This window comes from Actinotignum sp. usb-actsch-rep-73, assembly GCF_059082735.1.
The window spans coordinates 39045-59448 of sequence record NZ_JBHNPV010000084.1 but is presented as its reverse complement, the minus strand read 5'-3'; the positions used below and the strand labels follow the sequence as shown (position 1 = coordinate 59448).

At 55.8% G+C, this 20404-nt stretch carries 17 protein-coding genes and 5 tRNA genes; 18 read left to right on the top strand and 4 right to left on the bottom strand.

The genetic code is table 11. The features are described 5' to 3' along the window. Window positions 1-11 precede the first annotated feature (11 nt). Window positions 12-1253, bottom strand: a complete 1242-nt coding sequence (locus AC5RE1_RS08675; RefSeq protein ID WP_219585158.1) for an HRDC domain-containing protein — start codon at window positions 1251-1253, stop codon at window positions 12-14. Window positions 1254-1255: 2 nt separating this feature from the next. Beyond that, a complete protein-coding gene (locus tag AC5RE1_RS08670) occupies window positions 1256-1789 on the bottom strand; it encodes a DUF3000 domain-containing protein (protein WP_219585867.1) in 534 nt (177 codons plus the stop codon). Window positions 1790-2208: 419 nt separating this feature from the next. Between AC5RE1_RS08670 and AC5RE1_RS08665 the strand changes: the two genes are divergently transcribed. The 12 genes from AC5RE1_RS08665 to AC5RE1_RS08610 all read left to right on the top strand — a co-directional run bounded on the left by AC5RE1_RS08665 (window position 2209) and on the right by AC5RE1_RS08610 (window position 10379). Beyond that, window positions 2209-2281 (top strand) — tRNA-Gly (locus tag AC5RE1_RS08665). A 1-nt stretch (window position 2282) separates the two neighbouring features. After that, window positions 2283-2354 (top strand) — tRNA-Val (locus AC5RE1_RS08660). A gap of 70 nt (window positions 2355-2424) precedes the next feature. Then, window positions 2425-2497: transfer RNA gene (locus tag AC5RE1_RS08655), tRNA-Gly, on the top strand. A gap of 40 nt (window positions 2498-2537) precedes the next feature. Further along, window positions 2538-2608, top strand: a tRNA-Cys gene (locus AC5RE1_RS08650). A 1-nt stretch (window position 2609) separates the two neighbouring features. After that, a tRNA-Val gene (locus AC5RE1_RS08645) sits at window positions 2610-2681 on the top strand. A gap of 141 nt (window positions 2682-2822) precedes the next feature. Continuing rightward, on the top strand, window positions 2823-4070 hold the full coding sequence (locus AC5RE1_RS08640) for a carboxylate--amine ligase (RefSeq protein ID WP_285084233.1): 1248 nt from the start codon (window positions 2823-2825) through the stop codon (window positions 4068-4070). A gap of 43 nt (window positions 4071-4113) precedes the next feature. Then, window positions 4114-5151: a lipid II:glycine glycyltransferase FemX gene (locus tag AC5RE1_RS08635; protein WP_285084234.1), complete on the top strand. Its 1038-nt coding sequence runs from the start codon at window positions 4114-4116 to the stop codon at window positions 5149-5151. A gap of 146 nt (window positions 5152-5297) precedes the next feature. After that, a complete protein-coding gene (gene thrS, locus AC5RE1_RS08630) occupies window positions 5298-7325 on the top strand; it encodes a threonine--tRNA ligase (protein ID WP_006681126.1) in 2028 nt (675 codons plus the stop codon). Between the two features lie 5 nt (window positions 7326-7330). After that, window positions 7331-7891, top strand: a complete 561-nt coding sequence (locus AC5RE1_RS08625; RefSeq protein ID WP_006681125.1) for an HIT family protein — start codon at window positions 7331-7333, stop codon at window positions 7889-7891. Further along, complete coding sequence (pgsA, locus tag AC5RE1_RS08620; RefSeq protein WP_285084235.1) at window positions 7891-8523, top strand: phosphatidylinositol phosphate synthase; 633 nt, start codon at window positions 7891-7893, stop codon at window positions 8521-8523. The genes AC5RE1_RS08625 and pgsA overlap by 1 nt, the downstream gene beginning before the upstream one ends. A gap of 38 nt (window positions 8524-8561) precedes the next feature. After that, the gene (locus AC5RE1_RS08615; protein ID WP_285084236.1) at window positions 8562-9818 is read left to right on the top strand and encodes a PrsW family intramembrane metalloprotease; all 1257 of its coding nucleotides are present in this window, start codon (window positions 8562-8564) and stop codon (window positions 9816-9818) included. Between the two features lie 3 nt (window positions 9819-9821). Further along, window positions 9822-10379 carry an NUDIX hydrolase gene (locus AC5RE1_RS08610; protein ID WP_006681122.1) on the top strand — a complete coding sequence of 186 codons (558 nt, stop codon included), beginning with the start codon at window positions 9822-9824 and terminating at the stop codon, window positions 10377-10379. Window positions 10380-10468: 89 nt separating this feature from the next. On the opposite strand, the gene serB is transcribed toward AC5RE1_RS08610, so the two are convergent. Continuing rightward, complete coding sequence (serB, locus tag AC5RE1_RS08605; RefSeq protein ID WP_465245946.1) at window positions 10469-11179, bottom strand: phosphoserine phosphatase SerB; 711 nt, start codon at window positions 11177-11179, stop codon at window positions 10469-10471. Beyond that, a complete protein-coding gene (gene glgC, locus AC5RE1_RS08600) occupies window positions 11176-12414 on the bottom strand; it encodes a glucose-1-phosphate adenylyltransferase (protein ID WP_285084237.1) in 1239 nt (412 codons plus the stop codon). The genes serB and glgC overlap by 4 nt, the downstream gene beginning before the upstream one ends. Window positions 12415-12590: 176 nt before the next feature. Between glgC and glgA the strand changes: the two genes are divergently transcribed. The 6 genes from glgA (at window position 12591) to AC5RE1_RS08570 (ending at window position 20388) form a co-directional block, all read left to right on the top strand. After that, entirely contained in the window at window positions 12591-13814 is a 1224-nt protein-coding gene (glgA, locus tag AC5RE1_RS08595) for a glycogen synthase (protein WP_285084238.1), read from the top strand. 42 nt (window positions 13815-13856) lie between these two features. Then, complete coding sequence (locus tag AC5RE1_RS08590; protein ID WP_006681118.1) at window positions 13857-14642, top strand: ABC transporter ATP-binding protein; 786 nt, start codon at window positions 13857-13859, stop codon at window positions 14640-14642. 49 nt (window positions 14643-14691) lie between these two features. Beyond that, entirely contained in the window at window positions 14692-15156 is a 465-nt protein-coding gene (locus tag AC5RE1_RS08585; RefSeq protein WP_006681117.1) for an NfeD family protein, read from the top strand. Window positions 15157-15170: 14 nt separating this feature from the next. Next, complete coding sequence (locus tag AC5RE1_RS08580; RefSeq protein WP_040318606.1) at window positions 15171-16043, top strand: SPFH domain-containing protein; 873 nt, start codon at window positions 15171-15173, stop codon at window positions 16041-16043. Between the two features lie 71 nt (window positions 16044-16114). Beyond that, entirely contained in the window at window positions 16115-17449 is a 1335-nt protein-coding gene (locus AC5RE1_RS08575) for a glutamine synthetase family protein (RefSeq protein ID WP_103632571.1), read from the top strand. After that, window positions 17449-20388 (top strand): bifunctional [glutamine synthetase] adenylyltransferase/[glutamine synthetase]-adenylyl-L-tyrosine phosphorylase, encoded by a 2940-nt coding sequence (locus AC5RE1_RS08570; RefSeq protein ID WP_493938669.1) that lies wholly within the window; start codon window positions 17449-17451, stop codon window positions 20386-20388. Before AC5RE1_RS08575 ends, AC5RE1_RS08570 begins: the two co-directional genes overlap by 1 nt. The last annotated feature ends 16 nt before the right edge of the window (window positions 20389-20404 follow it).

The window sequence follows — 20404 nt, the reverse complement described above, 5'->3', positions numbered from 1 at the left end:
ATCCTCAAGAGTCACTCCAAGACATCCGCGATCGGGTCAAGACAAAGGTCCATCTGCCAATCCCTAGCGCCCTTGTCAAACATCCTCTGTTCAATCTCGTCGCCGCTGGGACGCTTCGGATCAAGAGGCGCCCACGCCAAGTAACGCTGAATACGAGGTTCAAGAATGACCTCGGGAGCAATACCGATTTCTTCAGAAAGCTCGGTCATTGCCCCGCGAACAGCCGCCAATCGCGCTGCAGCGTCAGGATCGATACGACCCCAGTTTCGCGCTTCGGGAACTGAACCTGGACGATGAGGAAGACGTAGCGGTGGCAATTCGTCCTCATTTGCCGTTTCGGCCAGTCGGATCGCGCGTAACCAACGGTCAGCGTATTGCCTGGCAACAGGGGAGCGGAACTCAGAAATCGACAGCAACATACGCTTATTCCGCGGAGGATTCAGCGCAGCCTGCACCAGAGCAGCATTGCGCACCAAACGACCGGGTGCCTTATCAAGTTCCTGAGCGATTTCTTCGCGCGCCTCCCACAAAGCCTTGAGGACTCCTAGGTTGCGCCGGCCTCGTATCTTTCCCGCGCCGGGCAGATTTCGCCAGCGGTCCCTCTTGGGCGCAGGCGGATCCAGGTGAGCTAGGTAGTCGCATTCTTCTTCCATCCACTCCCAGCGACCCGCGTCGTTCAGTTGGATGGACAAACGACGGTAAAGTTCCGTCAACAATTCGACATCGAGGGCCGCGTAGCGAAGCCAGTCCTTCGATAGTGGACGAACCGACCAGTTAGATGCCTGGTGGTCTTTCACGAGGCTCAAACCGAGCACCTGCTCGCATACGGCAGCAAGACCGAACTTCTTTAACCCCAGAAGACGCGCGCCGACCTCAGTATCAAACAACGACGGGGGATTGAGTCCCACCTGTCGCAAATTCGGCAGATCCTGCAACGCATCGTGCAAAAGCCATACGTCGTTCACGCCCGCTTGAAGCGACGACAAGTCAGGCAATGCGGCTGTATCGATCAGGAAGGTACCAACGTCTTCGCGTCGAATCTGAACCAAGTAGGGGTCGTTGCCATAACGGAAGCCTTGGGCGCGCTCAACATCCACAGCGATGGGAGTGAGTCCTTGCTCTAGGTTGCGCCTCGCTTGATCAAGCGCATCAGGTGTATCGATGACACTAGGTACGCCTTCGCGCGGGGTAACGATCAGCTCTGGAGAATCAGTATCGCCGTCAGGTAAACCGCCGGTGTGGTGAATGTGCACTCTTAGACTCCCTCAAGGAATCGCTGGGATGCCACACCACTGGTACGAAGCATCAGATCTGTCCAAGCTCGTAGGTGGGCTCCTAAGTCGGTAGTCGAAGGCGTCCACGAGGCTCGGATTTCGACGTTGAGAGTGGAGCCTCGCAATGAAAGACCGCCAAATGATTCTGAAAACTCCCGGGTGACTGTTCCCGTCAGGTCGTGATACGCTGCGCCTTCTTCAACCAGGCAATCATCTGTCCATGCCCAGAGAGCTTCGGTGAGCAACGGGTCATGCCCCATTTCAGGGTCAACTTGCGAACGCAACTGCGCAACCAGGCGGTATGTTCCATTCCAGCCGGCTTGCTCGTCGGGATCATGCAGGATGACAAAACGTCCCTGAGCAAGAGGTTCTCTGCCATCGTTGGCCAATGTTCGCATGACAAGAGCTGCGGTGAAAGGCGCCATGCGTGAAGGTGGGGGAACTTCTTCGAACTCGAGAAGAGGATTATCGATAGCGTGACGCAGAGTTGCCAACGATTCAGCGAACTCTTCCATGCCAGCGCGATTATCCACGCACTTAGGCTAAGTGAGTGAAAGCAACCCCTTTGCTGGGCACGCCGTCCACTGCGAAAATGACCCGCCACGATTCACGTCACACTGAGCAATGACGTTGTTTTTCTTCACGCATCGCATCCGATAGTAGTTCTGTCACTTATAGAGTAAAAACATGCACATTCGGAAAAGATACTGCCCACCTCTTCGCGGGGCGTATCGATGAGGAACTCGTTGCTGGTCCATCGTGCGTATCTAAGGAAGCCTGTACGCTCACCGAGGCTCTGAGTAATCTTTTCGCAAAATACTGCGGAAAACAGTGGCTGTGACGCGCGCAACGTTCGTTCGATTTCGCTTTTTGCGTGATTCCCTGTTAGTGTTTTCCCTGTTCGAAATGAACGCGTAAGTGTTCGAAGAGATACGCGGATGTGGCTCAGTTGGTAGAGCATCACCTTGCCAAGGTGAGGGTCGCGGGTTCGAGTCCCGTCATCCGCTCGGGCGATTGGCGCAGCGGGAGCGCGCTTCCCTGACACGGAAGAGGTCACTGGTTCGATCCCAGTATCGCCCACTCATTGTCTCTCAATACTTTTTGGGACACGACGGGTAAATCCCAGTTCCAGATCAGTTGGGACAAGTTCGCGGATGTGGCTCAGTTGGTAGAGCATCACCTTGCCAAGGTGAGGGTCGCGGGTTCGAGTCCCGTCATCCGCTCGTTGAGCCCCGGATTCAACCTTTCCGATGGGTCAAGCGTGGTGGGTTGGCCGAGAGGCGAGGCAGCGGCCTGCAAAGCCGTATACACGGGTTCGAATCCCGTACCCACCTCGGGCGATTGGCGCAGGGGTAGCGCGCTTCCTTCACACGGAAGAGGTCACTGGTTCGATCCCAGTATCGCCCACTCAATGATTTCGTCTTTCCTGCGGGAAAGACGTTTTTTGTTACCTCGTGGCAGGTCACCCAGTAATGAGGGTTTCCCTTATATCCTTGAAAGAGCAAAACAGGTAGGCTGATCGGGCGCGCACAAAGGTGGTTTGAATTCATGGTCTCTTCTCGCTCACGAGTGATTCTTCCCGTGATCTTGGGTGGCGATTTTGGTGTTTACGGAATCGGTCGCTCTTTCAACGAGGCCTTTGGATGTCGATGCCTGTGCGTATCAAACGAGCCCACCGTGTCCATCACGGGCTCGAACTTCTTCGACGTTCATCACATCGAAGCAGACGCATCTGACGACGTTCTTCTTCACGAACTTTGTGCAATTGCCAAAGAAAACGCTGATAAAGCATTGATTCTGATGGCAAACCATGACCTGCATTCAACCTTCATTGCTCGCAACTACGACCAGCTCGGCGAATACTACGCGCTCCCGTTCCCATCCCTGGAAACGATTGAGCTTCTTACAGACAAAGTCGCTTTTGCGCAGGCATGTGAAGACGCTGGCATTGATGCGCCTCGAGGCATCGGCGTCGACATGTCTGACTATTCCGATCAGTGGGTTGCACCTTCGATTCCCTTCGACTTCCCGATTGTTGCCAAGGCTGCCAGAGCAGATGCCTACGATCGTCTGCACTTTGAAGGCAAACGCAAGATTTGGTTCCTCGAAGATGAGGTCGAATTGGCGCAGATGTGGAGAACGCTCGGAGAAGCCGGATTCCGCGATCTTTTTCTTGTCCAGGAACTGATCCCTGGCGACAACACCGCAATGCGTTCCATCACCGCATACGTCGATAGCCACGGCGAGGTGACGTTGATCGGCTCGGCGCGAGTGCTTCTTGAAGATCATGCACCGACCATGATCGGTAATCCGGTTGCCATGATCACCGAAGAATTCCCTGAACTGTGGCAACAAGCTGAACGCCTGCTGACACGTGCCGGATATCGCGGTTTTGCCAACTTTGACGTGAAGATCGATCCACGTGATAACCGCGCCGTATTCTTCGAAGTGAATCCTCGAATTGGACGCAACAATTGGTACATGACCGCAGGTGGAGCCAATCCGATGCTCGTCATGGTAGGCGATTTGATCGATGGGAAGCGCATGGAACACAAGCGCATTTCGCGTGAAATTCTCTATTCGATGGTTCCAGACCGACTGCTGTTGCGATACTTGCGAGATGAACCTTTGAAGAAGCGCGTGAAATCGTTGATCAAGAACCATCGTCGCTTTGATCCGCTGATCAATCCGCACGAGGACAATGCAAAGCGGAACATAATTGTTCGCTTGCAACGTTTGAACCACTTCCGAAAATTTGCTCGCTACTATCCGCGACCGACTGACCGCTCATTCTGAGCCCGTGACTACTTGCTGGGTGAACAGAGACGAAAGGCTTTACATGACTTCCACGAGTCTGCGACCGATTAGCGCACGCGACATGCAACATGCTGTTTCCGGCGTGGGTGGACTGCCCATCGAACAGTCGCAGCAGTGGGAAGAGTTTTCAGCTGCACAAGGACATCCTCTCTGGGCGGGGGAGCTCGGTCGCCTTGCTTGGTATGAGAACGACAAATGCATCGCTGTCATCGCGCTGTTTGAATACAAGCTTCGCGCGTTGCGCTACTTGTGGGCAAAATCAGGTCCCGTCTGGATCCGCGAGGCCACTCCTGAACGCGAAGAACGCCTGCGCCAGGACCTACTGAAGTTTGTTCGCAGTCGCGATCGCGGAATTGTCTTCATCCGTCTGCATTCGTGGTTTGCCGCCAAGGATCTTGAAGAACCGTTGCAGATCGTGACATATGACCGCACCGTCATCATCGAAACCGGACGCGGGGATCGCGATGCAGTGCTCGAATCATTGACCAATGATGGCAGGCGCACGCTTCGTCGTTCAACGAAGAAAGCCGATGAGTTCGGCGTTCAGATCCACGAGGAAACCGAGGCTGCATCAGTTGATTTTTCACCGTACTACGAGGTCCTGAAGCAAACAGCGGAGCGTGATGGATTCCGTCCACACCCCATCGGCTATTACCAGTCTCTGTTGCGCATCCTAGGGTCACAGCACGCTCGCGTATTCACTGCTCGTACGCAGGACAACGAGATCCTCTGTTGGGATCTGGTGTTGCTGAACGGTAAGAATGCTCAAGCTGAGTACGGCGCTTCTTCGGATCGCGGTCGCCGCTTGGGAAGTCCTGCGTTCTTGGATGTTGAGGTTGCACTCCTCCTTGGTAGCGAAGGATTTAAAGGGTTCGATCTTCGAGGCATTCATTCTCCGCGTAATTCAACGCTGTTCCACGTTGGCCGCTACAAGCTTGCTTTCGCGACTTCATACACGGATGTTGCTGGCGCTTGGGATTTGCCTGTGTCGCGCCCGCAGTACATCACGGTGCGTTCGTTGCTGAATGTGAAACGAAAGTTGCGTCGAGTTTCCCGTTAGTCACCTCTTTCGTCTCCGTCAGATGTACGCACGTGCGTCGAGATTTGTCCGTTGGTTGGTTCACTGAGGGGGTCGGGTGCGGTGATGAGGCGACTGGGCGAGTAGACTGTCAGCGGTATATTCATCGTTTGATCAAGGAGACATTCGTGTCCAGCATCGACCTCGTCATCGACCAAGAGAAGCAGACCGTGGAAAGTGGAACCACGGGTACTACTTGGTATGAGCAGCGTCGTGAGGTTGTTGCCCTCATGATTGACGGCACTCCTCGCGACCTGTTCACTGAATTTAAAGAGGGAATGACGGTCGAGGCAATCACTATTGATTCGCCCGCTGGCTTGGACATTCTTCGCCACAGCGCCACTCACGTGCTGGCTCAGGCAGTTCAGGACACCTTCCCGGATGTCAACCTTGGTATTGGCCCGTTCATTACCGATGGCTTCTATTACGACTTCGGCAATATCGATTCGGTGACCCCCGAACTGATGCGTGAACTCGAAAAGAAGATGAAGCGCATCGTGAAGGAAGGCCAGTCGTTCGTCCGTCGCGTCATTTCTGAGGACGAGGCGCGTGTTGAGCTCGCAGACCAGCCGTACAAGCTGGAACTTGTCACCACGAAGGGCTCGGGTGCAGAAGGTGCTTCAGTTGAGGTCGGTGGCCACGAGCTCACCATGTACGACAACGTTCGCAGAGACGGCACCGTTGCATGGAAAGACCTCTGTCGCGGACCACACCTGCCGAACACCCGCCTGATCGGCAACGGCTTTGCGCTCACCAAGGCATCAGCCGCCTATTGGAAGGGCGACCAGTCCGGAGATCACCTGCAGCGTATCTACGGCACTGCGTGGGCCTCGAAGGACGATCTCGTCGCCTACCAGGAGCGTATCAAGGAAGCCGAACGCCGCGATCACCGTCGCCTGGGCGCAGAACTTGATCTGTTCTCCTTCCCGGAGGAAATTGGCCCCGGCCTTGTCGTCTTCCACCCCAAGGGGGGCATCCTGCGTCACGAGATTGAGAAGTATGTGATCGAACGCCACGAGCAGTTTGGCTTCGATTTCGTTCACACCCCCGAGATCTCTAAGGGCGGCCTGTTCCACACTTCCGGCCACCTGCCGTACTACGCGGACACGATGTTCCCACCCATGCAGGTTGACGAGGAACGCGACGAAGAAGGCAACATCACGAAGGCTGGCCAGGAGTACTACCTCAAGGCCATGAACTGCCCGATGCACAACCTGATCTTCCGCTCACGCGGTCGTTCCTACCGTGAACTTCCCGCACGATTCTTCGAGATGGGCCACGATTACCGCTACGAGAAGAGCGGTGTTGTCCACGGCCTGACCCGTATGCGTGGCTTCACTCAGGATGACTCGCACACGTACTGCACGCCCGAGCAGGCAGGCGAAGAAATTCGCTCGCAGATCAATTTCTTCCTGTCCATCTTGGAAGCATTTGGACTGAATGACTTCTATCTTGAACTGTCGACGCGCGACGAAGACGGCAAGAAGAAGGACAAGTTCATCGGTTCCGATGAAGACTGGGCGAACGCCACGAAGGCTCTTGAAGACGCCTGCTCGGCAACCGGTCTGCAACTGGTTCCAGATCCGGGTGGCGCAGCATTCTACGGTCCGAAGGTTTCCGTGCAGGTCAAGGATGCTATCGGCCGTACGTGGCAGATGTCGACCATTCAGTACGACTTCAACCAGCCCGAGCGTTTCGACCTCGAATACACGGCTGCTGATGGCTCACGCCAGCGCCCGGTCATGATTCACTCGGCGAAGCTTGGCTCCGTCGAACGCTTCATCGGTGTTCTGACCGAGCACTACGCGGGTGCATTCCCAGCATGGCTTGCTCCAGTCCAGGTGAAGATTATCCCGGTTGCCGAGGCGTTTGCTGACTATGTCGACCAGGTCGCCGCCAAGCTCAAGGCCGAAGGCATCCGCGTAGAGGTTGACCACTCCGACGATCGTTTCGGTAAGAAGATCCGAAACGCATCGAAGGAAAAGGTTCCCTTCACCCTGATTGCTGGTGGCGAAGATGTTGAAGCCGGTGCGGTGTCCTTCCGTTTCCGTGACGGCTCGCAGGACAACGGCGTGGCCATCGACGATGCTGTTGCCCGCATCGTGAACCATGTCCGTAGGCGCAACAACTCGGACCTTTTTGTCGAGCAGGACTGAACACCATGAGTGACGTTGAGCCACTGGTTGAAGATTCCCGTGAAATAGCGGGCGCTCCGGATGCCTTCAAACGTTTTTGGACGCCGTACCGCATGGCGTATATCAATGGCGAAGGCAAACCATCAGACTCAACGGATCACACCTGCCCGTTCTGCGCAGCTCCATCGAAGAGCGATGAGGACGCCTTGATCGTCTATCGCGGTCGCCGTGCGTTCGTGCTGATGAACCTGTTCCCTTACAATTCTGGGCACCTTCTGGTCTGTCCGTACCGTCACGTCGCTGACTACACGGATTTAACCGATGAAGAGCGCATTGAAGTGGGGGAGCTGACGGCTACCTCTATGCGAGTTCTTCGCGCTACTAGTGGGCCGCAGGGCTTTAACCTGGGGATGAATCAGGGTGATGTCGCCGGAGCGGGAATTGCTGCTCACCTGCATCAACACATCGTTCCGCGCTGGCTTGGGGATGCTAACTTCCTGCCGATTATTGCTCAGACGAAAGCTGTTCCCCAGCTTTTATCAGATGCGCGCCACATGCTCGCTGACGCCTGGCCGAAGGAATCCTGATGCTTGGAAATCACGGTCGTTCAATAACGAAGACGATCTTTACACCGCTTGCACGCCTCCTCGCCAAACTTGGGGTCAGTGCGAATACGGTGACGATCATCGGAACAATTGCCAGCGTTGGTGTCGCGTGCGCGACTATTCCATTCGGCTACGTCTGGCAAGGTGGCATTGCGCTGGGCCTCGTTCTTTTCGCAGACTCAGTTGACGGCACACTGGCACGTATGACGACAGGGGGGTCGCGCTTTGGCGCCTTCCTTGACTCAACGCTGGACCGTATTTCCGACGGCGCAGTATTCGCATCCGTGTGCGCGTGGTTGATCTTCGGATGGGAGCCCTCAACCGCACGCACGGTTGGACTGGTTGGAGGACTCATCGCCATCGTCGGTACCGGAGCCGTTCCCTACGCTCGAGCACGCGCCGAATCCATCGGAGTTCTAGCCAAAGTTGGTATCGCGGAACGAACCGATCGGTTGATCGTTGTCCTCGTCGGGGCGGCTTTGACCGACTGGGGATGTGGACAGTGGTGGGCCGTCGCAGGCCTCATCTGGGTCGCCTTCGCCTCTCTATTCACCGTCGGTCAGCGAATCGCATTTACTGCCGGTGCACTGAAGAAGGTCGACGGCCATATCTGAGAAGCCCCGCGTCTACGTAGGCAACTAACGGAGAATCAGTGACATACGAAAGTGCATCATCCGGTCCTGGAGAACAGTTCCGACTTTCGCGTATTCGCCCCGACGTGCCCAGAGCAAACATGGTTTCTCCGACGACGCATTATTCAGCGCCAATGTGGGATGTACCCCAGCCTCAACATTTTCGCCTTCCGCGCTTCGAAACGTCAATCATTGCTGTCTCAGCGATCTGTATCGCGCTGAGCATTTACGGATACATTTCGCTGAGCGACGTATCAACCACCGCCTACTTAGCATTCCTTGCATCCTTCCCTCTGATCGTTGTTCTGGGGTTCTTCATTCACTTGGATCGTCATGAGCCAGAACCCTTGTGGACGAAAATCGTTGCTTTCGTCTGGGGTGCGGGCGTCGCCATTGTTGGGGCATCCATGCTGAACTCTGCACTGCTCCTCAACGCCACGCTGGTATTTGGCGACGAAATGGAAGCAATGCGGTGGACAGCCGTATATGTTGCCCCTCCGGTCGAAGAAACACTCAAAGCACTCGGTGTTCTGTTCATCATCCTCGCCCGTAGAAGCACCATTCACTCCCTGATTGACGGTATTGTCTATGCCGGCTTTTCCGGCGCAGGCTTCGCTTTTATCGAGAACATTCAATACTTCCTGCAGGCAAGCCAAGAAGGATCAGCGGCCCTGACCGTCACTGTCATCCTTCGTGGGGTTTTCAGCCCATTCCTGCACCCGATGGCCACATCATTCACCGGCCTTGCTCTCGCTTGTGCGCTGATTCGCCTACGCTCCTGGCTACCCCGTACCATCGTCAGCCTTCTGGGATTAAGCATCGCAATGTACGTTCACGGATTGTGGAATTATGCGGGAACCTCAGAAGCTGCCAGTTTTATTACCAACTATCTCTTTGTCGAGATTCCACTGTTCGTCGGCTGGATGATTGTGCTGACTTGGATTTCACGACGCGAATTGAAGACCGTTCGTGAAGGGCTCATTCCCTACGTCCAAGCCGGATGGGTCCTTCCCGCCGAGGTGGTCATGGTCAGTGAGAAAGCCGGTCGCAGAACTGCGATGAACTGGGTGAAGCCTGCGGGCAAGGACGCGCAAAAAGCAATGAGACGATTCCTTTCTCATCTTGCCGCCCTGGGGCTTGATCAAAAGCTCCAAGAACGTTTGGGTGCGGATGATTCTCGCATCGAACTCGACCGACAGTTGGTTGCTCAGGTCAGTCAAGATCGTCAGTTCTTCCTCAATGCGATGACACAGACGACATTGAATAACGCGAGGTAATCCATGTCTGGTCTTGATGAAAACGAATGGCCTGTGGATGCAGACGGCTACCCGCACCGACAAGCGGCTCGCGTGATCCTTTTTGATGAGAATGGCAGATTGCTCCTTGCCAAAGGACACGATCGTGATCAGCCGGAACGCCAGTGGTGGTTCACCATCGGTGGTGGAATCATGGAGGGGGAGAATCCCGCAGAAGCAGCCTGTCGAGAGCTCTTTGAAGAAACGGGAATTGTCTTAGAACCCGATGCTCTTGTTGGCCCCGTGATCTATCGTGAAGCAACCTTCGACTTTTTATCCATTACCGCCAAACAGGACGAGTGGTTCTTCATCGCTCACACTCAACGTGTCACGCTGAACAATGATGGGTGGACCGACCTAGAACGCGACGTGATCGACGAACAGCGCTGGTGGGATCTCGATGAGCTTGCTCAACGGGCGCTAAACGGCGAGGTCTACCCCCTCAATCTTGCGAATCTTGCCCAATCATGGGTGAACGGTTGGGACGGTCAGCTTCACCGTATTCGTGAATCAAGCGCCTGCCAAGGAAGCGCTGAAGAGTGAACGTATCGGATCGGATGACCATTTCCGATCCGATACGACTTTAATCAGAAGCTCCGACAATTGAGAATTTGTTGGTACTCAGTGTGCGCCTAGGTGCGAGGAGCCCCAGATAGTCCCAATGGCTCAATCAAGAGATCCAGTTGTGCAACGTTCAGCGAATACTTCACTTGCTCACGAACTGTGGGCTTCGCGCAGAAAGCAATTCCCAAGCCTGCCCGTTGGAGCATTGGAATATCGTTTGCTCCATCTCCGATGGCGACTGTCTGGTTAACATCCAGTCCGTGCAATAGACGCCACCCTTCCAACGCCTGCACCTTGGCGTCCGCGGTCACGATTGCCCCCAGGACCTTACCCGTCAAGAAGCCGTTGGTGACCTCAAGTCGGTTAGCCAAGTAATGATCGATGTTCAGCTGGTGACAAAGAGGAGCAACAACTTCCTCGAAGCCACCTGAGACCACACCGAAAAAACCACCGTGGGCATGAACCGCATCAATCAGATCGCACACACCGGGGGTGGGAGTGATCGAATGAAGAACCTCGTCGAACACCGTAGCGGGAACGCCCGCCAAGGTGGAGACACGGAGGCGCAAAGATTCGGCGAAGTCTATCTCGCCGTTCATTGCCCGCGCGGTGATGTCAGCAACCTGCCCGCGCGTCCCAGCGAAATGCGCCAACTCTTCGATGACTTCTTGGGCGATCAAAGTCGAATCAACATCGGTGACGATCAGGCGAGGCAGGGGTGAAAATGCGTCTCTCCCGAACGCTGAAGCGTCCGGGAGAGAACGGGGTGTATTACTCAACGGGTAACAACCGTTCCTTTGGGGACAACGGTGATACCGGAATCCGTAACGGTGAAGCCACGTTCCCGGTCGCGCGTGTGGTCAAGACCAATGACAGCGCCTTCTTCAAGAACAACGTTCTTGTCGAGGATTGACTTGGATACCACTGCGTGGCGACCAATACGGCACCCATCCATGACAACCGAGTCAGTGACTTGAGCCCAGGAGTGTATGTAGCAACCGGGGGAGATAACCGAGTGGTAGACCTCGCCACCGGAAATGATGACCCCGGGGGAGACGAAGGAATCAACAGCGTGACCCATTCGCGAGTGCTCTTCACCGTACACGAACTTAGCCGGTGGCAAGGAACCATCGATCATCGTCATCGTCGGCCACTTGCGGTTGTACAGGTTGAACACGGGGTGGACTGAAATCAGGTCCATGTTGGCATCGTAGTAGGCATCGAGGGTACCAACGTCGCGCCAGTAGTTACGGTCGCGGTCGGTCGAACCCGGGACGTCGTTGTCTTGGAAGTCGTATACACCGCACTCGCCACGCTCGACGAACCACGGGATGATGTTGCCACCCATATCGTGCTTGGACTCGGGGTTGTGTGCGTCCTCGCGGAGAGCCTTGATCAGGTCCTTCGTGGTGAACACGTAGTTGCCCATGGAAGCGAGCACCTTGGTGGGATCGTCGGCAAGGCCGGCAGCGTTCTTCGGCTTTTCGAGGAACTGGTTGATCTTGCCGTCTGCCGAGTCGATCACGCCGAGAGCGGAAGCAAGTTCGATCGGCTGACGGATGCCTGCGACCGTGGCCGGGAGTCCAGAATCGATGTGGTGCTGCACCATCTGAGAGAAGTCCATACGGTAGATGTTGTCGGCACCAATGATGACGATGTAGTCGGGTTGCTCATCATCGACGATGTTCAGGGACTGGTAGATAGCGTCAGCGCTACCCAAGTACCAGTGAGGCCCGCGACGCTGCTGAGCCGGAACAGGGGCGATGAAGTTACCGAGAAGGGGAGATGTGTACCAGGTCTTGGTGACGTGGCGGTCAAGCGAGTGGGACTTGTACTGGGTCAACACGATGATCTTCAGATAACCGGAGTTCACGATGTTGGACAGAGCAAAGTCGATCAAACGATAGTGTCCGCCGAAGGGAACAGCGGGCTTAGCGCGGTCGTCGGTCAGCGGCATCAGTCGCTTCCCCTCACCACCTGCAAGAACAATTGCGAGAACATGATTTTTGGCCATGGGCTAAGCCTATGAGAGTCAGTGTGATCCTGCACGCATATTCCACTGTGTGGCGCCCATCACATATGGTCATTGAATGCGCAACTGTGTGCACGCATGCGGGGATTCGTCGGTGAGTGCTCTGTGCCCGCGATAGGCTAGCTCAAGAAGTTTGTGCCTTCCCTGAAAGGACCATCATGCGCGTTGACCTGCTGACCCGCGAGTATCCGCCCTTTGTTTATGGAGGTGCAGGTGTTCACGTTACTGAACTTGCTAAAGTTCTGCGTCCCCGCCTCGACGAGGTTCGCGTTCACGCGTTTGACGGGCCTCGTGAACCCGGAACCGAAGGAGCCGAAACTGGAGTCGTCGGCCACGCTGACCTGGCGGAACTGGCAGGAGCGAACGCGGCACTGAAGACACTCGGGGTAGATCTTTCCATCGCGGCCCAGACCGAAGGCGCAGACTTGGTTCACTCGCACACCTGGTACGCAAACTTTGCCGGCCATCTTTCGGCTCTGCTTCACGACATTCCGCACGTCATTTCAGCACACTCTCTGGAGCCCTTGCGCCCCTGGAAAGCCGAGCAGCTGGGTGGTGGCTACCGCATTTCTTCCTACATTGAGAAGACATCGTACGAGGCCGCGGCCGGCATTGTTGCAGTTTCGAACGGTATGAAGGCCGACATTGTGCGCTCCTACCCGAACGTTGATGACGCGAAAGTTCACGTCATTCACAACGGCATTGATCTGGCGAAGTGGCGTGCTCCGTCTACCGACGCTGAACGCGAGAACCAAGAACGCGTTCTGAAGACGTATTCGATTGATCCGACCAAGCGAACCGTTGTGTTCGTTGGACGCATTACGCGTCAAAAGGGTCTGCCCCATTTCCTGCGCGCAGCGAACCTGCTTCCCGATGACGTTCAGATTGTTTTGTGCGCGGGTGCTCCCGATACTCCGCAGATTGCAGCCGAAGTCGACGCGCTTGTGAAGGACCTGCAGGCGAAGCGTCAGGGCGTCATCCTCATCTCTGAGATGCTCCCGCAGCCCGACATTGCAGCAATTCTGGATGCGTCGACCGTGTTCATCACCCCGTCGGTCTACGAGCCACTCGGCATCGTGAACCTCGAAGCGATGGCGCTGGGCCTGCCCGTTGTTGGTACGGCAACTGGCGGTATTCCCGATGTCATCGTCGACGGCGAGACCGGCTATCTGGTTCCGATCGAACAAATGAATGACGGCACTGGCACTCCTCTGAAGCCCGATACCTTCGTTCATGATATGGCCGAGCGCCTGATCGCAGTCCTCGATAACCCTCAGGGCGCCAAGACGATGGGAGTGGCAGGCCTGACGCGTGCTCGCGACCACTTCTCTTGGGATGCCATCGGCCAGAAGACCGCGGATCTGTATCGCACACTGGTGTGAGTCAGCCGATCATATTTCGGTGACAAAGGTAGGCTTATAGGTATGACTTATGTCCTTGAATGTGTGGATGCAACTGTAAGCAAACGTGGAACTGCGATTCTTGATTCGGTGTCTTTTAGCACCGAGCAAGGCCAGCATTGGGTGATTCTTGGCCCGAATGGCGCGGGTAAGACAACTCTTATCCGAGCGCTAGCCGGTCGTGAAGCATTGGCGCAGGGCACCGTGAAACTTGATGGCGAAGACATTTTTGCTCTCGACCGTCAAGAACTTGCTTCCCGCGTTGCACTTGTTTCGAAGTCGCTTGCCCCCTCCATTCGTGCACACCAAACTGTTCGCGACCTTGTTCGCACGGCAGCGTGGGGTATCGCAATTCATCGCGACGAAGAATACGAAGCTCAAGATGATGCGCGTTGCGACAATCTGCTTGTTGCTTTCGGTATTGATCATTTGGCGGATCGTCAGTTTGGAACTCTCTCTGAGGGCGAAGCACAACGTGTGTTGCTCGCTCGAAGCCTGATGACAGACCCGGAGGTCCTGATTCTTGATGAGCCCACCGCTGGCTTGGATCTTGGCGCCCGCGAACTATTGATCGGAGCTCTTGAAGAGATCATTTCCGGTCCGCATGCTCCGCAGGTCATTTTGGTTACACACCAGGTGGAAGAAATTCCCAGCGGAATGACGCACGCGGTCTTGATGGACGGAGCAAAGGTCGTCCAGTCGGGTGTCATTGATTCCGTCATCACCGGAGTGAATCTGTCAGCGACGTATTGTCTGCCTCTGAGCGCCGGTAACGACAACGGACGCTGGTGGGCTCGCGCCGTCAGGTAAGTCTCTTCATAGGTATCACCGTGGACACGTCGGACAAAGGGGAGTGTGTATGACGCACGCTTTGTGGTGGGTGATTGTTGCCATCGTTCTTGGACTGATTGAGATGGCAACGGTTGACCTTGTGTTCCTCATGCTTGCCATCGGTGGTTTAGCAGCGGCGTTAACCTCTCTTGTTGTCCCTGGGCTCTGGCCCGAAGTCGGCGTTTTTGTGGTCTGCTCGCTGGTCTTTCTTTGTGCGCTTCGTCCGTGGCTGAAAATGCGTATGCTCTGGTCGCAAACGAACGTGAAAACCAATGTGCACGCCTTGATTGGGCGACAGGTCGATGTGATTGAAACCGTGAACGCCAGCAGTGGTCGCGTGAAACTTGATGGCGAAGTCTGGTCTGCCCGCACAATCGACGAGAAGCCCCTTCTTGTGGGCGAGCATGCGTATGTGTGCGAGATCGACGGTGCTACGGCGGTTGTTACATCCGTCGAGAACCGTAGTAAAACATTCGAAGAACAGAAAGGGTGAGTGTCGCCGTGGAGATGAGTATTGGTCCCTTCGTTGCTGGGCTCCTGTTGATCCTTGTTGTGGTCATCCTTGCCAAGAGCGTCCAGATTGTTCCCCAGCCTCGCGCGTTGGTGATCGAGCGCCTCGGTCGTTTTCACACGGTAATGTACGGTGGTTTGCATGTGCTGATTCCGTTCTTTGACCGTATTGCAGCGCGCGTTGACCTGCGTGAACAGGTCACCAGCTTCCCTCCACAGCCGGTGATTACCGCCGATAACGTCGTGGTTTCCATCGACTCGGTGATTTACTACCAGGTCACGGATCCAATGCACGCGACCTACGAGATTGCGAACTTCATTCAGGCAATCGAACAGCTGACGGTGACGACGCTCCGTAATGTCATTGGCTCGCTCGACCTCGAGCAGACGCTGACGAGTCGCGACTCGATCAACACTCAGCTTCGTGGTGTTCTTGATGAAGCAACGGGACGCTGGGGTATCCGCGTGAATCGCGTTGAGTTGAAGGCAATTGATCCGCCACCGTCGATTCAGCAGGCCATGGAACAGCAGTTGCGAGCCGAACGTGATAAACGTGCAGCGATTCTGACTGCTGAAGGTGTCCGTCAGTCGCAGATCCTTCAGGCTGAGGGTGAAAAGCAGTCCGCCATCTTGAAGGCTGAAGGACAAGCTCAGGCGGCTGTCACTCGCGCCCGCGGTCAAGCAGAAGCTATCGGTACCGTCTTCCAGTCGATCCACGAGGGCAATCCAACGCCTGATCTGCTGAGCTACCAGTACTTGCAGATGCTTCCGGAACTTGCCAAGGGGGATTCGTCGAAGGTGTGGGTTGTTCCCACCGAACTGACGGCTGCTCTGGATTCCATTGCGAAGGGTTTTAACCCGAACAAGTAAAACTGTCCGGTGTGGACGACGTGTTCTTGACCATCCCCCTCACCATCGCCCCCGATTGAAAGAAGAGACTCGTGGACTCCATCCAGGAAAAGGTTCTGCGCGAGGTTGCTGCCCGCGACATTCGCTTTATTCGCCTGTGGTTTACAGATGTCGCTGGTGTCTTGAAGTCTGTAGCAATTGACCCGGGCGAGTTGGAAGATGCTTTCGCTGAAGGTATCGGTTTCGACGGTTCGGTGATTGAAGGCATGACCCGCGTGCACGAGTCCGACATGTTGCTGCGTCCGGATGCTTCGACATTCCAGATGTTGCCGTGGCGAGGGGAAGAAGATCCCGTTGCTCGAATGTTCTGCGACGTGTTGACCCCCGATGGTCAGGCTGCACGTAGTGACCCTCGCGGCGTGTTGGAACGCGTTGTTGAACGAGCCCAAGAGCGCGGCTTCACTGTGATGGTTCACCCTGAGATTGAGTTCTATCTGCTCCAACAGCCGATCAGTGTCGACAACTTGAAGCCTGTTGATTCTGCGGGGTATTTCGATCATGTTGCGCGTGGGCATTCGAATGATTTCCGTCGTCGCGCGGTTCGTATGCTCGAAGATATGGGCATTGCGGTCGAATTCTCTCACCACGAAGGTGGCCCCGGTCAAAATGAAATCGACCTGCGTGCAGTCGATGCGGTGAGTGCTGCCGACAACATCATGACCGCTCGAACCGTCATCGAAGAGGTCGCGTTGCGCGAGAACCTTGCCGCACTGTTTATGCCCAAGCCCTTTATTGACCATCCGGGTTCGGGTATGCATACGCACCTTTCACTGCTCGAAGGTGAAGAAAATGCCTTCTACGATCCGTCAGGTGACTATCAGCTGTCACGCACGGGGCGCCACTTCATTGCGGGGCTCTTGGAACATGCTCGCGAGATCGCTGCTGTCACCAATCAGCACGTGAACTCCTATAAGCGCCTCTGGGGTGGGGGCGAGGCTCCGTCTTACGTGTGCTGGGGTCATAACAATCGCTCCGCGTTGATTCGAGTCCCGCTGTACAAGCCTGAAAAGCGTACGGCAGCACGCATTGAGTACCGTGCCTTGGATCCGGCTGCGAACCCGTATCTTGCACTCGCCGTTCTGATCACTGCAGGTCTTGACGGCATTGAACGTCGCCTCGAACTTGTCCCCGAAGCTGAGGACAATGTTTGGGATCTGACGGATCGCGAACGCCAGGTGATGGGGATCGAGGCTCTGCCGACGTCATTGGCTTCCGCGGTTCGTTTGATGCGCGAATCTGACTTGGTTGCCGGTGCTCTTGGTGAAGAGGTCTTCGACTACGTTGTGCGCAACAAGGAAAAGGAATGGCGTGAGTACCGCCAGCAGGTGACGCCTCAGGAGATTCGCCAGTTCCTCAAGGTCTACTGATGGAGGTTGTCCCTAAGGACCTCCGCGGTAGCGGTTTCTTGGATCCGGTGCGAGCAGCGTCATTTTTGGCTGACCTACCCGGCGAGCTAGGCGAGTGGCTACCGCTGTTCAACGCCTGCGCCGATCCAGATTCCGCGCTGGTAACCTGCCTGCGTTTTCACGAGGCCGCCCCTACTCAATTAGCCGCAATCGCTGAACACGGGGGCAATGGGCTTCGGCGCCTGGTCGCGGTTTTTGGTGCATCTTCCTGGTGGGGCGATTACCTGATTGCTGACCCTTCACGCATTGATGGCTTGCTTGTTGAACCCGATGAACCGTTGACGGAGCTCCTTCAAGCAGTGGGGGCTGATCCAGCGTCGCAGATGCCCGTTGCGGGTCCCGGCTACAACGGCGACGATGTGCGTCGTGCGTATCGCAGAGTTTTGTTGGACCTCGTTGCTGACGATGCTACGCACCCGAACCCACCCGATTATATGCCGGAAGTCGGTGTGCGCCTTGCGGCGCTTGCTGACGCTGCACTCGAAGCTGCCCTCGCACTGGCACGACGAGATATTGATCCGCAGGGTAATGCTCGTCTTTCGATTATTGCGATGGGAAAAACAGGCGCTCAAGAACTTAACTACATTTCCGACGTTGACGTGATGTACGTTGTTGCCCCGGCTGAGGGTGTTGATGAGCGTAGTGCCATCGAACTGGGTACGCGCATGGCAGCGCTTTCGGCTCAGGTATGTTCGGGGCCGGGTAATGAACAGCCACTCTGGAGCGTGGATGCGAATCTGCGTCCCGAAGGGCGTCATGGTGCGCTTGTGCGAACACTTGACTCGTTCACACAGTATTGGGATAAGTGGGCTGAAACGTGGGAGTTCCAGGCTCTTCTTAAAGCTCGCCCGGCAGCTGGCGATATGGAGCTTGGTCAGGCCTTTTTTCGTGTTGCTTCTCCGTACATTTGGAATGCTACGGGGCGTGATGGCTTTGTTGAAAATGCTCGAGCAATGCGACGTCGCGTTGAAAACACGATTCCCCGTCGTGAAGCTGACCGTGAACTGAAGCTCGGGCGAGGTGGCCTGCGTGATGTCGAGTTCACCGTGCAGCTGTTGCAACTGGTCCACGGTCGTACCGATGATTCGCTTCACGCCAGATCAACGTTGGATGCGCTGTCTCGCCTTAGCGACGGTGGTTATGTGGCGCGTAGCGATGCTCAAGAATTGCGTGAATGCTACTGCTTCCTGCGTGCTGTTGAACACCGTATTCAGCTTCAACGCATGCGTCGCACCCACCTGATCCCTACGTCAGCGAACGAACTTCGAGCGGTGGGCAGGGGAGTTGATCTTGAGCATTGTGGTAGTTCTGAGGCTCTGGCGAAGGAACTGAAACGCATTCGAGATCGCGTTCGAATGCTCCATGAGGACGTGTTCTATCGTCCGATTGTTCAGGCAACTGCGGGCCTTAGCCCAGATGAAGCTACGTTGGATTCCGATGGTGCTCAGGCTCGTCTTCAAGCCATCGGCTATCGCGATCCCCGAGGAGCTCTTGCCCACATCACGGCCCTCTCGCAGGGCACAAGCAGGCGTGCGAAGATCCAGCGTCATCTTCTGCCCGTTTTTATTTCGTGGCTTTCCAACGGTGCAGATCCAGACCTTGGCTTGCTGAACTTTAGAGCTCTATCGGAGCAAATCGGTGATTCTCACTGGTATTTGGCTCTCCTGCGTGATTCCGGAGTTGCCGCATCCAGGCTCTGCGAGATGCTCCCGAACTCGAAGTGGATCGCTGAGGCTCTGTCACATCGCCCCGAAGCAGTCGCCTGGCTGGATCTTGATAAAGACCTCGCCCCTCGTGAAGCTGAGGTTTTGAAAGTCGAGGCGGCCTCGTTGATTGACCGCCACGCAGATTCGGATAAGGCCGCATATCGCGTGCGAGCCATGCGTTCGCGTGAACTTACTCGTGCTGCGATGAGCGATTTGGTGACTGGAATCGGAGCCAGGCGGCAGGCAATCTCCGATGCTACGGACGCAGCAGTTGTCGGCGCATTAGCGATTGCAACACGCGAAGAAGAACTCAAGAACGGTCACCGCGTCGACGTTGGGTTCGTGGCGATGGGACGTTACGGTGGGCGTGAATCAAACTATGCCTCCGACGCTGATGTCATGGCTTTTCATCGCGCGACCAATGGCGTGAGCGAGAGCGACGCTGTGAACGCTGCAACGACAATCATCAACCGCGTGAAAGCATTGCTGGGGACGGTCACAGCGCAGATGAGTGTCAGCGTTGACCTAGACCTACGTCCAGAAGGACGCAACGGACCGATGTCCAGAACCGTCGAATCGTACGCGGAGTATTACGACAAGTGGGCATCGACCTGGGAACGCCAAGCGCTCCTTCGGGCGCGCGTATTCGCCGGCCCCGATGATCTGATGCGTTCGATGGGGGAGTTAATCGACCGCGTGCGCTATGGCAGCGCGATTGACGAGGCCCAGATCAGAGACATTCGTCTGCTCAAAGCAAGAATGGAAAGCGAACGCCTGCCTCGTGGCATCGAACCCACGCGTCACGTGAAATTGGGGCCGGGTGGCCTGTCAGACGTCGAATGGATTGTTCAGCTTCTTCAGCTGAAACATGCTCATGCCGATGACTCTTTACGCACCTCGTCAACGATTGATGCTCTGCGCGCATTAACTCGTTCGGGATGGATTGCTCCTCATGATGCGAAGACGTTGGAAAATGCGTGGAGCCTCGCATCACAAATCCGGGCGGCGAACGTGCTGACAACCGGGCGAATGTCGGGAGTTAAACTCGATACCGTTCCCAGAGACTCGAAGGACCTTATCCCGCTGGCACGCGTTCTTGGATATGGTGCGGCAAGCGAGTGTGAGCTGGAAGAAGAATGGCTTCGTCGATCGCGCAAAGCACGCGCATTGATGGATACCTACTTCTGGAACTGAATACTGCCTTGCACAC